At 57.8% G+C, this 12,714-nt stretch carries 12 protein-coding genes; 6 read left to right on the top strand and 6 right to left on the bottom strand.

Going from position 1 to position 12,714, the window contains the following annotated elements; all coding sequences use genetic code 11:
- Positions 1 to 86: 86 nt before the first annotated feature.
- The 6 genes from hemC (at position 87) to ORG26_RS16075 (ending at position 5,161) form a co-directional block, all read left to right on the top strand.
- Positions 87 to 1,013, top strand: a complete 927-nt coding sequence (hemC, locus tag ORG26_RS16050; protein WP_266363514.1) for a hydroxymethylbilane synthase — start codon at positions 87 to 89, stop codon at positions 1,011 to 1,013.
- 147 nt (positions 1,014 to 1,160) lie between these two features.
- Entirely contained in the window at positions 1,161 to 1,853 is a 693-nt protein-coding gene (locus ORG26_RS16055) for a peptidylprolyl isomerase (protein ID WP_266363516.1), read from the top strand.
- A 3-nt stretch (positions 1,854 to 1,856) separates the two neighbouring features.
- Entirely contained in the window at positions 1,857 to 2,768 is a 912-nt protein-coding gene (locus ORG26_RS16060) for an SDR family oxidoreductase (RefSeq protein WP_266363518.1), read from the top strand.
- Between the two features lie 149 nt (positions 2,769 to 2,917).
- Entirely contained in the window at positions 2,918 to 3,352 is a 435-nt protein-coding gene (locus ORG26_RS16065) for a hypothetical protein (protein ID WP_266363520.1), read from the top strand.
- A gap of 4 nt (positions 3,353 to 3,356) precedes the next feature.
- Positions 3,357 to 4,106, top strand: coding sequence for a metallophosphoesterase family protein (locus ORG26_RS16070; protein WP_266363522.1), 750 nt, complete (start codon positions 3,357 to 3,359; stop codon positions 4,104 to 4,106).
- A 29-nt stretch (positions 4,107 to 4,135) separates the two neighbouring features.
- Entirely contained in the window at positions 4,136 to 5,161 is a 1,026-nt protein-coding gene (locus ORG26_RS16075; RefSeq protein ID WP_266363524.1) for an AI-2E family transporter, read from the top strand.
- On the opposite strand, the gene ORG26_RS16080 is transcribed toward ORG26_RS16075, so the two are convergent.
- The 6 genes from ORG26_RS16080 to ORG26_RS16105 all read right to left on the bottom strand — a co-directional run bounded on the left by ORG26_RS16080 (position 5,100) and on the right by ORG26_RS16105 (position 12,674).
- Positions 5,100 to 5,834, bottom strand: coding sequence for a DUF4386 domain-containing protein (locus tag ORG26_RS16080; RefSeq protein WP_266363526.1), 735 nt, complete (start codon positions 5,832 to 5,834; stop codon positions 5,100 to 5,102). The genes ORG26_RS16075 and ORG26_RS16080 overlap by 62 nt on opposite strands.
- Positions 5,835 to 5,847: 13 nt before the next feature.
- Complete coding sequence (locus tag ORG26_RS16085) at positions 5,848 to 6,318, bottom strand: hypothetical protein (protein ID WP_266363528.1); 471 nt, start codon at positions 6,316 to 6,318, stop codon at positions 5,848 to 5,850.
- A gap of 78 nt (positions 6,319 to 6,396) precedes the next feature.
- Positions 6,397 to 6,960, bottom strand: coding sequence for a Crp/Fnr family transcriptional regulator (locus ORG26_RS16090; protein ID WP_266363530.1), 564 nt, complete (start codon positions 6,958 to 6,960; stop codon positions 6,397 to 6,399).
- A gap of 95 nt (positions 6,961 to 7,055) precedes the next feature.
- A complete protein-coding gene (guaB, locus tag ORG26_RS16095; protein ID WP_266363532.1) occupies positions 7,056 to 8,528 on the bottom strand; it encodes an IMP dehydrogenase in 1,473 nt (490 codons plus the stop codon).
- 136 nt (positions 8,529 to 8,664) lie between these two features.
- A complete protein-coding gene (locus ORG26_RS16100; protein WP_266363534.1) occupies positions 8,665 to 9,060 on the bottom strand; it encodes a DUF2141 domain-containing protein in 396 nt (131 codons plus the stop codon).
- 533 nt (positions 9,061 to 9,593) lie between these two features.
- Entirely contained in the window at positions 9,594 to 12,674 is a 3,081-nt protein-coding gene (locus tag ORG26_RS16105; RefSeq protein WP_266363536.1) for an efflux RND transporter permease subunit, read from the bottom strand.
- Positions 12,675 to 12,714 lie beyond the last annotated feature (40 nt).

Here is a 12,714-nt window from a genome sequence, read left to right on the forward strand (position 1 = left end):
GGTGATTCGTAAGCGGTCCGCCGCGGCGGACCGCTTACGAATCACCGACTCACGACTTACCGACTGATCGACTTTTTGACCGAATTATGAATATTAAGATAGGAACCCGTAGCAGCAGACTTGCCCTTTGGCAGGCGTACCACATACAGAATCTGTTACAGGCCGACGGCATCGCGACCGAACTGGTCCTCATCGAAACCAAAGGCGACAAGGTCCTCGACCGCTCGCTGTCCAAAATCGGCAGCAAGGGCGTCTTCACGCAGGAACTTGAAGACCAGCTCCGCGACGGCACCATCGATATCGCCGTCCATAGCGCCAAGGATATGCAGTCCTCGCTGCCCGAAGACCTCGAAATCATTGCCTTCACCGAACGCGAGCGGGTCAACGACGTGCTCGTCAGCCATGACAAAAGCCTGTCGCTGACCAGCGGCAAGGAGTTCGTGGTCGGCACTTCGTCCACGCGGCGGGTGGCGATGCTGAAACACTTCTGCCCGCACATCCGGACCGTGGATATGCGCGGCAACCTGCAAACCCGTCTGCGCAAGCTCGAAGAAGGCCAGTGCGACGCCCTGTTGCTGGCCTTTGCCGGAGTTCATCGCATGGAGTACGACGACCTGATTGCCGAATACCTGCCGACCGCCGACTTCACGCCCGCCGTGGGGCAGGGCAGCATCGCCATCGAAGTCGCCGATACGTTGTCGGAAGAAAAGCGACAGGCCGTCCGCCGCCTGACCAACCACCCCGAAACCGAAGCCTGCCTGCGCGCCGAACGGGCTTTTCTGCGGCGGCTCGAAGGCGGTTGCAGCATCCCGGTCTTTGGGCTGGCTACGCTGACCGACGAAGGCCACGTCAGCCTGACGGGCGGCATTGTCAGCCTTGACGGGGAGCAGATGCTCCGCGAAACGTTTACCGGGCCGAAAGAAGATGCCGAACGGCTGGGCCACGAACTGGCCGAAAGCATCCTGGCGCAGGGCGGCGCGGAAGTGCTGCAAAGCGTGCGGGAGCGGCTTTGAAGGGGTTTCTCGCCGATGCTCGCGGATTTTAAAGCGCAGATTAAACAGATTTTCTCTGCGAACATCTGCGTTTTAAAATCCGCGAGCATCGGCGAGAAACCTTTTTCCATTTTTTCATAGTAGACCTTAACCCACCCGAAAGCAACTATGCGCTTAGGTTCCATTTGCTGCCTTCTGCTGATCGCCCTGACGGCAACGGCTAAACCGCCGAAGAAAAAGGACTACCTCGTGACGCTGACGACGGATTACGGCACGATGCACCTCATTCTGCATCCCGAAACGCCGAAGCACCGCGATAACTTCATCAAACTCGTCGATAAAAAATTCCACGACGGCCTGCTCTTTCACCGCGTTATTCAGAATTTTATGATCCAGGGCGGCGACCCGGATTCGAAAGGGGCGGAAGCCGGGAAGGCATTGGGCAACGGCGACGTGGGCTACCGCGTTCCGGCAGAGTTTGTCCCGACGCTTTTCCACAAAAAAGGAGCGCTGGCGGCGGCCCGCGACAACAATCCGGAAAAATCGTCGAGCGGTTGTCAGTTCTACATCGTGCAGGGCCGCGTCTGGGACGAGGCAGGTCTGGAAAAACAGATGGCCCGCAGCGGACGGACGTTCACCGAGGCCCAGAAACAGACGTACCGCACCGTCGGGGGCAGCCCGCATCTGGACGGCAATTATACGGTCTTTGGTCAGGTTATTGATGGTCTTTCGGTCATCGACAGCATCGCCGCCCAACCCCGCGACGCCCGCGACCGGCCCGTGAAAGACGTTCGCATGACCGTTTCGGGCGAATGGATGAAGAAAAAGAAGATTACGAAACAGTTTGGATATACGTACTAACCCGTGAAAAAACGCATCCTCATTACCGGTTCCAACGGTCTGCTGGGCCAGAAACTGGTCGATTTAATTACGCAACAACACCCGGAAACGGACCTCATCGCCACGGCCCGGGGCCAGAACCGCCTGCCGTACAGCGACGGCTACACCTTCCGGTCGATGGACATTACAGACCGGGAGGAAGTCCTGGCGACCATCGCCGAGGTGCAGCCGGACGTGGTCATTCACACGGCGGCCATGACCAACGTGGACCAGTGCGAAGCCGAGAAAGACGCCTGCTGGGCGCAGAACGTGCTGGCCGTGGAATACCTCGTGGAAGCCTGCAAAGCCTCGGGCGCGTTTCTGCTGCACCTGTCCACAGACTTTATCTTCGACGGAGCGGCCGGGCCGTACGACGAAGAAGCGGCGGCGAATCCGATTAGTTTTTACGGCTGGAGCAAATACGCCGCCGAAAAGGCCGTTATTCACTCAGGTATCCGCTGGGCCATCGCCCGGACGGTGCTGGTGTACGGCATCGCGCATGACATGAGTCGGAGCAACATCATTCTCTGGGTGAAAAAATCGCTGGAAGACGGCAAGAATATCAAGGTCGTCACCGACCAGTGGCGCACCCCGACGCTGGCCGAAGATCTGGCGAAAGGCTGTTTTCTGATTGCGGAACAGGAGGCCGAAGGAATTTTTAATATTTCCGGAAAAGACCTCCTGACGCCCTACGAAATGGCCATCAAAACGGCCGATTTTTTCAGCCTCGACAAGTCGCTCATCACGCAGGCCGACTCCTCGACGTTCTCGCAGCCGGCCCGTCGTCCGCCGCGTACGGGGTTCATCCTCGACAAACCGCGGGCGGTGCTGGGCTACGAACCGCATAGTTTTGAAGAAGGCATTGCCGTGCTGGTGAGCCAGATGGACAGGAAGTGAAGAGGAGGAGTTTAGGGTTTAGGGTTTATAGTTGCTCCGCAAGGCTCAGGTGTGGCATAGCCGCTATAAACTCTCCCCAACTATAAACTATAAACCTTAACCTCTACACTTCGACCCCTAGATTCTAACCTCTAAAGCGTTACGTTGCTATGAAAAACCTGCTTTTTGTTGCCTGTCTTTTGCTGACGCTGACCGGCATGGCGCAGTCGAACCGGCAGAAGGTTACGGGCCCGGTCACTTCCCGGCGGGGCATTGAGTTGAAGGAGGGCGATATTCTCAGACTGGGCGAAGGAACAGGCTCGGGACGTTCGTTTCGGCACGTTTTTACTTCCATAAACCGGCTCGGGCAGGAAGCCAGCCAGATCGACGGCGGTTATCAGTACGTCAACACGACGATCAAGGAGTTTTACGAGGTCGGAACGGGAGCCAACCGCCGCCTCATCGTTCTGGTGCGGCCGAAGGGGGACATGAACCTGAACATGAAGGCGGTCGATCTGGAAAGCGCCATTGAAAGCAAGGAGGTGATTTCGCTGAACGGCACGTCCCTCTACAAACTCATGCGCAAGGAAACCTCCAAACGCTGAGCCCGTGCGGATTGCCTTTCTCACGGATTTGCACGTCGGCACGGAAACCCAGAAGCCCCTGGGCGTCGAGGTCCGGAAAAATCTGGCAGATGCGCTTCGTTTTGTCACTGACCTGCAACCGGACTGTCTGGTTATCGGCGGCGATATCTGTTACCAGACCGGCGACCGGGCGATCTACCGCTGGGTGCAACCGCAACTGGCCGAAGTGTCGGTGCCGGTTTACGCCATCAGCGGCAACCACGACGATTCGGTGCTTCTCGCCGAAGAGTTGGGTTTCCGGGAGGATTTACACGGGAACGAACTCTTCTTCGCCCGGCCGCTGGAAGCCCTGCCCGCTCTATTTCTGGATACGTCCAAAGGGTACTGTTCCGAAGCGCAGTGGACCTGGCTCAAGGAACAGGTCAGTCTGGTAAAAGGCGACCTGCTGGTGTTCATGCACCATCCGCCGCTGCTGGCGGGCGTTGGTCATATGGATGCCAATTACGCTTTTCAGCAGCGGAGAGAAATGATGGCGCTGCTGCATTCCGTTCCGGGGCAGGTGACGGTCGTTTGCGGACATTATCATGTTGAAAAAGTCGTCCGGAGCCGCAACGTGACCGTGCTGATTACGCCTTCACTCTTCTTTCAGATGAAACACGATCCGGTTGAGGTCGAGATTGACCATTACCGCATCGGCATCCGCGAACTGAACTTCAGCGGAGAGCAGCAGACGAGTACGGTGCATTATTTGGAAGGTAACCGGGCGGCGGTGTAACTTATCGGCGGATGTTTACACCACCGGCTATGACGCGTACGCAGATTCTTCAATATCTTCAGATTTTTGTTCTTCTCCTGGCGCTGCTGTATTTCGGGCGGGCGCTGTTTGTTCCGCTCAGTTTTGCGCTGCTGATCAGCTTTGTCAGTTACCCCGTCTGTCGCTGGCTGGAGGCCCGGCGCTGGCCCCGATCACTGGCGATTGCCGTCTGCCTGCTGGGTCTGGTGCTGTTTGTGGCGGCGTTCGGGGCGATTCTGGTGGCGGGAGTTGCCGAAATCAGCCAGGAATGGCCGGTCATTTTCCGCCAGCTGACCGAGGCTTTCAGCCAGCTCACCAGCTACCTCGACGCCCGGTTCGACCTGACACCCGAACAGCAAAGCCGCTACCTGCGGCAGGCGGGCAGCAATGTTCTTTCCACGGCGGGCGGCATGCTGCAATCCCTGCTGTCGTTTTCGGCTACCTCGGCCGCCATTCTGTTCATCATTCCCGTTTTTGTCGCCCTCATTCTCGCCAACCGCGAGCTGCTGACCGCGGCCCTCATGGCGGCCCTTCCCGCCGACCGTCGGCCCGTGGCCCGGCAGGTGCTGCACGAAAGCGTCACGACGTACTACGAATTTGTCAAAGGCATGGCGATTGTCTACGCCATCGTGGGCGCGCTCAACAGCGTCGGATTGCTGGTGCTGGGCATTCCCAATCCGCTGTTTTTCGGCATTCTGGCTTCGCTGCTGACGTTCATTCCGTACGTCGGCATTTTCATCGGCGGAAGCGTACCCGTCGCGATTGCCTGGGCCGACAGCCCGGCGAAGGCGCTGGCCGTAATCGCCGTTTTCGGGCTGGTGCAATACCTCGAAGCCAACCTGATTTTTCCCCGGGCCGTTGGACAGCGTCTGAAAATCAACACCTTTGCCATGCTGATTGCCATCATCGTCGGCGGACTGCTCTGGGGCGGTGCCGGGCTGGTGCTGCTGCCCCCGATGATCGGTATTCTTCGGATCATTGCCGATAAGCTGGAAAACTGGCGTCCGCTCGCGCTGCTGCTGGGGACCGACGAGTGAACCGGACGCCCACGATGACCAGCCAGACCAGCCAGAGCGTGCTGCCGACCAGTCCCGCCGGTTCCCAGACCGGAAAGCCGGGCATCACGGTCGCGAAAAGTTCGGCCTGGGCGAGCAGGTAAATGGCCGAGGCGAGGTAGCCGAGCCAGACCGTCGGACGGGCGATCAGGCGCAGGTCTCCCAGCGCCCGGGCCACCAGCACCGTCCACGCAATGGTGAACAACTGGCCCAGATGCTCGCCCAGCACGACCCCGCCGTACTGATGAACCACCTGAAACGCCACGCTGACGGCTTCCCGCGTGGCGGGGTTCTTCGCCTGGCTGTACGCGCTGGCCAGTACCGGCACCACAAACGTCCAGCGCAGCAGCCCGATCATCTGCACAATGAGCGAGACGACGCCCAGCGTGGTGGCTAGCCGGACGGCCGGATGCTTTTTCTCCAGCCATTGTCCCATCAGGACGTAGGCAGCCAGCAGCGGCAATCCTAGAACGGCAAAGGCAAACCAGGTCGCGATGAGAGCCGGTCCGCCTTCGTGGAAACGGGTCATAATCAGGGCCGTATCTTCCCGGAGAATGTCCGGATAATCAAAGGTCAGGGTTAGGGCCGTGTACGGAATCAGGACTCCTAACGCGCCGCTGATCAGCAGCCAGCCGATGTTTTTTTGCAGGTTCATGACGGAGGATTGTTTACCGGAAGAAAAAGGAGTAGCTGATTCCCGGCGTCGGGTTGATTTTCCAGTCGCGGCCGGACGCTTTCAGGGCCGCCACGCCGACCCGCAGGTTGAGGCCCTGCCAGATCATCCAGCGGAAGCCGGTATCGAGCAGCACGGCGTTCGTTCCGTCATAATCGCGGTCGAGGCCCCGGAGGTAGGATACCGAACTGTAGAACGAAGACGGATTCTGGCGTTGCCCCACCGGCAGATACCAGACGCTCACGCCCGCCCGGACAAACGAAGTGGTGACGTTGCGACCGGCTTCCTGCGAGATGATGGTGGGGTAGTAGCCCCCGTGTACGGAAACCTGCCGATGCCGGTATTCGAGTCCCACGGACGGATTCCGAAACGCATTGACCGCCAGTTCTTGGCGGGAAAAACGGCTTTGGGCGAGCAGGGAAAGGCTTGATAACCCGAACAGAATGAAAAAGAAGGTGACTTTCATGACAGTGTGTGTTTGGAACTGTCACAAAGGTCGGGGAGGGGACCGGCTCATCTCCTGGACAAATGTCCAGAAATGCGGTCAGACAATTTTTCGGCGGATGCGGCTCAGGTGACGGGGCGTGACACCCAGCACGGAGGCCAGATACTGGAGCGGAATCTGCTGCAGGAGTTCGGCTTCTTCGGTAATCAGCTTCTGGTAGCGCTGTTCGGCGGTCATGGTGATGAAATCGAACCGGCTGTTTTCGATGCACACCAGCTGGTGTTCGAGCACCTGAATATAAAAGTCCTTGAAGCGGGGCAGGTCCTGAAGCAGTTCGTTGAACCGGGACCTCGGCAGGAGCCAGACCTCCGCGTCGGTCAGCGCCCGGATGTTTTCCTTCGCCGGAATTTGCAGCAGAAAACTGCTCAGGGCCGCCACAAAGCCGTGCTGTCCGACGAGGTAGGTCGTGAGTTCGTCCCCGTCGTGGTCGTAGAAGTACTGAAAAGCACCCCGTTCGATGAACCCCAGACTCTGGTTGACTGTACCGGCGCGCACCAGATACTCGCCTTTGGCGACCGTTTTCTGCTGAAACGCCGCACAAACCTTCCCGACATCTTCTGCCGGGAAGCCGAACGAGTGGAAGTAGTCGCGCAATGGAGTCATAAAAGGAACTTGCTGATGATTGGCCTGCTAATATACTGCCAGGACTCACATCCCAACCAGCATATCAGCAGGCCAATGACCAGCACATCAGTGTATTATCGAGCCGAATAGTTCGGTGCTTCTTTCTGAATCTGGATGTCGTGCGGGTGGCTTTCCTTCACCCCGGCGGCCGTGATTTTCACAAATTTCGCCTGTTGCAGCGTCGGAATGTCCTTGGCCCCGCAGTAGCCCATCCCGGCTTTCAGACCACCGACCATCTGGTAAATGATCTCCGAAACCCGGCCTTTGTACGGCACGCGGCCGACAATGCCCTCCGGAACCAGCTTCTTCACGTCGTCTTCGGCATCCTGGAAGTAGCGGTCTTTCGACCCTTCTTCCATCGCTTCCACCGAGCCCATGCCGCGGTACGTCTTGAAGCGTCGGCCTTCGTACAGCACCACTTCGCCCGGTGCTTCTTCCGTCCCGGCGAGCAGCGACCCGATCATGACCGTGCTGGCACCGCCCGCAATGGCTTTGGTAATGTCGCCCGAGAAGCGGATACCACCGTCGGCAATCACCGGCACGCCCGTTCCCTGCAGGGCTTTGGCGGCTTCGTAGACGGCCGTAAGCTGCGGCATCCCGATCCCGGCGATGATCCGCGTGGTGCAGATGCTACCCGGCCCGACGCCGACTTTCACCGCATCGGCTCCGGCATCGGCGAGTGCTTTGGCGCCTTCGCCCGTGGCGACGTTCCCGGCAATGACGTCCAGCTTCGGAAACTGCTCCTTGATGCCGCGAACGGCGTCCAGAACGCCTTTCGAGTGCCCGTGGGCCGTATCGACGCTGATGACATCGACCCCGGCCTTCACCAGCGCTTCGATGCGGCGGGTCAGGTCGGGCGTCACGCCCACGGCGGCTCCCACGCGCAGCCGGCCGAATTCGTCCTTGCAGGCGTTGGGATAGCTCTTTTTCTTCAGAATGTCCTTGTAGGTAATCAGTCCGACGAGCTTGCCCGCTTCGTCCACGATGGGCAGCTTTTCGATTTTGTACTGCTGCAGAATGTCTTCGGCTTCCTCGAAAGTGATGCCTTCGCGGGCCGTGATGAGGTTGCTGCGGGTCATAACTTCAGTGACCGGCTTGCTCATTTCCCGCTGAAAACGCAGGTCGCGGTTGGTCAGGATACCGATGAGCGTGCCCTGGGCATCGACCACCGGAATACCGCCAATTTTGAAATCCCGCATGATTTTGTGCGCATCCGCCAGCGTCGAACCTTCCGTCAGCGTGATGGGGTCCAGAATCATGCCGCTTTCCGAGCGCTTCACTTTCCGGACCTGCTCGGCCTGGGCTTCCACGCTCATGTTTTTATGGATAATGCCAATTCCACCTTCCTGCGCCATGGCAATGGCCAGTTCGTACTCCGTCACGGTATCCATCGCGGCCGAAAGCAGCGGAATGTTTAACCGGATGTTGCGGGTTAACTGCGTGGTAGTCTGGGTATCGCGGGGGAGGATTTCCGAATAGGCCGGAAGAAGAAGAACGTCGTCGTACGTGAGTGCCTCGTAGAGAAACTTGGAGGAATCTAGGCTCATGGCAAATTAACAGGATATGTTATTTGCCGGTCAAAGGTACGGAAAAATTCTGAACCCGGATTAAACTGATTTAAGGATTTTCTAGGATTGTAGCCTGATAATTCACAGTTAATCAGCAAATCCGGGCAATCCGGGGTCAGATTAATTTTATACTTATCCGTTTTTCGCCCCGCTCGACCTGTAACCGGCAGTCGCTGAATTTGGGCGCCGACATCACGGGGCGGAAATTGTTGCTGAAGCCGTAGGGCTCTTTCGGGATTCCGAAAAGTTTTTTGTCCAGCTGTCCGTTGTTGTTCTGGTCGTGGAAAATGGCAATGGCGTACCAGCCCGGTTCGAGCGGCAGACTGACGCTTCGGACATCGTCTTTGATGACCCGAACCAGATAAGGTTTGTCTTCCAGAAACCGCTGGTTGTCCCGAAAGACGGCCACCCGAATGGTGCCGCCCCGGGTGGTAGTGTTGGCTACGTCGATGGTAAGCGTGGCTTCTGCGGTCCAGAAGAGAGAAAGGAGGCTAAACAGAGCAGTGAACATATGCCATTTCCGGTTTTGTCGCAAAATAGTAACGGAACGGTTAACCTGCTCATTGCCATCGGGAGACCAAACCGTTCAATAAATGAACTTTACGGACCCGGCTGACCCGCCCGGCGCTTCCGGAATAATTCTTGCCAGAATCGTTTTATCCGCTACAAGGATAAGAAGATGATGTTTGCCGATAAAAATTTTAAAAAGTCTAAAAATAGTAACAAGGCTAAGTATTTTATTTTCAGTATCTTACACTTTTGTTTTTCCTGTGGTATAAATTTTGTTCCAAAAAAAAATGAGAAAGATTTTGATGTATGAATATAATGTTATTTTTGTGTCAACCAAGCCCTCTGCCGGTCGGCCAACCGGGAAGGTTTGGGTGTCTTAAGCTTATAGCTATATTATAAAGGCTCCTGCTGATTCGGCAGGAGCCTTTATTGTTTTTGGGTCGTAAATGCTTTGCTACTAGCCGGTTATTGTTCTCAAAAGCAGAAGCGGCCTCCGTCGTCAGAAGCCGCTTCCGCGCAAGCCTGGCAGGTTTTTTACGCCAGTTCCAGTTCAGCATCCGGCACGGCTGACACCGGCTGTCCCTCCACTTTCGGGGGCAGCAGCTTATAAAGCACCGGCGTGACAATCCGCGAGAGCAGCGTTGACGAGATCAGACCGCCGATGAGCACCCACGCGAGGGGCGAGTAAAGCGGGTTGCCTTCGATCGCCAGCGGAATCAGACCGCCGATGGCCGTCAGTGAGGTCAGTACGATGGGTACAAACCGAATTTCGCCCGCCTGTTCGATGGCCTCCAGCAGCGGCATGCCCTCGGCCCGGAGCTGGTTGGTGAAGTCCACCAGCAGAATCGAGTTCTTCACCTCAATTCCGATCAGCGCAATCAGGCCGATCACGGCGACGAACGAGAACGGATTGCCCGTGAAATAAAGCGCCAGCACGGCCCCGATGATGCCCAGCGGAATCACCGACAACACAATCAGCGTGCTTTTGAACGTCCCGAACTCCAGAATCAGCACGGCGATAAACCCGAAAACCGTAATCAGGATGATGGTGCCCAGTCCGCCAAACGACTTCTCGCGGCTTTCCAGCTCCCCGGCGGCTTTGTAGCTGAAGCCCGCCGGAAATTTCACCGATTCGAGGTTTTTCAACACCCCGTTGAAAACATCATCCACCAGATAGCCCGTTTTGACAAAGCCGGTAACAGTCACGTAGCGGTCCTTGTCGTAGTGGCGAATCTGGTTCGTGCCGCTTTCAAATTCCAGGTCGGCGATCTGCCGCAGGGGTACAGCCGAGCCGGTCAGGGTGTTGACATACAGGTTGTTGAGGACGCTCTGGTCGGTGATGCGGCCTTTCGGCATGGTCACGTTGATGGTGTACTCATCGCCGTTCGGCTCCTTGAACATCCCGACATTCAGCCCGGCTACAGCCAGACGAATGGTGCGGTTGACATCGGCAATGGAAATGCCCAGCAGACCGGCTTTTTCCTTGTTGATGCGCACGCGCAGGTCGGTTTTCTGGTTCGCCAGCGGGTTGTTGACGTAAATCAGTCCCGGTGTCTGCTTGAAAACGGTCTCCACGCGGGCGGCCGCCACCTTCAGCGAATCCAGGTTTTCCCCGAATACCCGGATGGCCACCGGCGCTTCCTGATCCGGCCCCTGCTCGAAGTCCTTCACCTCGATTTTGGCGTTGGGATACAGCTTGAAACGGTCGCGCAGCTGGTCGATGATTTCGCGTTTTCCGGCGGGCTCCATATCCTGCAACTGCACGAAGAACTGGGCGTAGTTGGGAGCCTCGTTCCGCTGAATGACGTTGTAATAAATCCGCGGCTGGCCCCGGCCCACGTTCGTGGTGAAGTACTTCATGTCCGGCAGTTTCTTCAATTCGCCTTCCACGTAACGCGCCACCCCGTCGGTAGCCGAGAGGCTGGTGCCGTCCGGCGTTTCGATGTTGATGAGGAACTGCGGCTTTTCGGAAGCCGGGAACAGGGCAAACCCGACCACCTTGAACAGGGACAGCGCCCCGATGAACAGCGCCCCCGCCACAACCATCGTCACGACCGGGTGGCGCAGGTTCCAGTGCAGTAGCTTGCTGTACGACCCGCTGATGGCCCGTTTCAAGGCCCGCATGAAGATGTTGCCGTCCGGGTTGTGCTCTTCTTTCAGAATCCGGCTCGACAGGAACGGCACAATCGTCAGCGACACCAGCAGGGAGGCCAGAATCGTTGTCACCACGGCCGTGGGCAGCGAACGGATGAAGTCGCCGGAAGCTTCGGGCAGGAACATCAGCGGCAGGAAAGCCAGAATCAGGGTGGTGGTACAGCCAATGACCGCCAGCGTAATCTGCTTCGTCGCCTTGATGGCGGCTTCGCGTCTGGAGAATCCTTCGCGCAGGTAGCGTTCGATGTTTTCGACGACCACAATGGAATCGTCCACCAGAATGCCCAGCGCCACGATGAGGCCCACGATGCTCAGCTGGTTGATGCTGAACCCGAGGAAATCCAGCCCGGCCAGCCCAATCGCCAGCGAGAGCGGAATGGAAATCATCACGACCACGGCGGCCCGGAAGCCCAGCGGCAGCAGCGTCAGCGACACCAGAAAAATGGCGATGGCGAAGTCCTTGGCAAACCGGCTCAGGCGCTTGTTCACGCTCTCGGCCTGGTCGAAGTTCTTGACGAGTGTGATGTGCGGCGGCAGCGTTTTGGCAAACTGATCGATCACGGGCGTCACCTGCTCGCCGACCTTGGCGATGTTTTCGCCCATTTTCTGTCCGGCCGTCACGAGCACGGCGCGGTGGCCGTTGAGGCGGGTGATGTGGGTTTCTTCCTCGTAGTTGAAGTCCACGTCGGCGAGGTCGCGGAGGTAGATGATTTTCTGGCCGTTGGTCGAAACGATGGTGTTGCGGATTTCGTCCAGCGACTGATAATCTCCCGACGTCTTAATGTTAAATTTTCGCGATCCGGCCTGAATGCTGCCGCCCGGAACGTTGAGGTTTTCGGCCTGCAGGGCGGCCAGCACGCGGTTAACCGCCACGCCGTTCTGCGCCATTTTTTCGATGTTGAGCGACACCCGCACCACGGACGCGGGATAGCCCCAGTCCTCGGCGTTTTTCAGGCTTTTCACTTTCTCGAACCGCTTTTTCAGCTCGTCGGCGTATTCACCCAGCTCTTTGGCCGAAGCGACCTCCGACAGCAGCGCGACCTGCACGATGTTGACGTCGGTCGGGGAGAATTTCTTGATGTCGATCCGGAAAATATCGCCCGGCAGTTCGCCTTTGAGCGCGTTCACTTCCCGGACGATCTCCTGGTACTTTTCGTCCGGGTCAACGGCGTAGTCGTACTCAATCCGGAACACGGCCAGCCCGTCGTCGACGTTCGTGATGACGTGGTTGATGTCGTCCAGGGCGTTGAAGCGGGCCTCGCCGGGGTCGGCGACGAGCTTTTCCATATCGACGGCGTCGGTGCCGGGATAAATGACCGCCACGGCGAAGCTGGGGGCCACAAATTCGGGGTCTTCGCCCCGGGGCATGGTCAGCAGCGAGTTGACGCCCAGCGCCACCACGGCGACGAAGAGCACCAGCATGAACTGCCAGTTTTTGACGGAAAATTCGGAAAGATTCATGTCGAGGCAGAGGTTGTCTTTGATGACCTTTGACTTTTCT

The sequence above is a fragment of the Tellurirhabdus rosea genome (assembly GCF_026278345.1).
In the GTDB taxonomy this organism is placed as follows: domain Bacteria; phylum Bacteroidota; class Bacteroidia; order Cytophagales; family Spirosomataceae; genus Tellurirhabdus; species Tellurirhabdus rosea.

Excerpts from the sequence above, each read along its gene's own strand:
- ORG26_RS16085 (WP_266363528.1), bottom strand. The coding sequence starts at position 6,318 with ATGAAAGTCACCTTCTTTTTCATTCTGTTCGGGTTATCAAGCCTTTCC.
- ORG26_RS16105 (WP_266363536.1), bottom strand. The coding sequence starts at position 12,674 with ATGAATCTTTCCGAATTTTCCGTCAAAAACTGGCAGTTCATGCTGGTG.
- ORG26_RS16090 (WP_266363530.1), bottom strand. The coding sequence starts at position 6,960 with ATGACTCCATTGCGCGACTACTTCCACTCGTTCGGCTTCCCGGCAGAA.
- guaB (WP_266363532.1), bottom strand. The coding sequence starts at position 8,528 with ATGAGCCTAGATTCCTCCAAGTTTCTCTACGAGGCACTCACGTACGAC.
- ORG26_RS16055 (WP_266363516.1), top strand. The coding sequence starts at position 1,161 with ATGCGCTTAGGTTCCATTTGCTGCCTTCTGCTGATCGCCCTGACGGCA.
- ORG26_RS16100 (WP_266363534.1), bottom strand. The coding sequence starts at position 9,060 with ATGTTCACTGCTCTGTTTAGCCTCCTTTCTCTCTTCTGGACCGCAGAA.
- ORG26_RS16080 (WP_266363526.1), bottom strand. The coding sequence starts at position 5,834 with ATGAACCTGCAAAAAAACATCGGCTGGCTGCTGATCAGCGGCGCGTTA.
- ORG26_RS16065 (WP_266363520.1), top strand. The coding sequence starts at position 2,918 with ATGAAAAACCTGCTTTTTGTTGCCTGTCTTTTGCTGACGCTGACCGGC.
- ORG26_RS16075 (WP_266363524.1), top strand. The coding sequence starts at position 4,136 with ATGACGCGTACGCAGATTCTTCAATATCTTCAGATTTTTGTTCTTCTC.
- hemC (WP_266363514.1), top strand. The coding sequence starts at position 87 with ATGAATATTAAGATAGGAACCCGTAGCAGCAGACTTGCCCTTTGGCAG.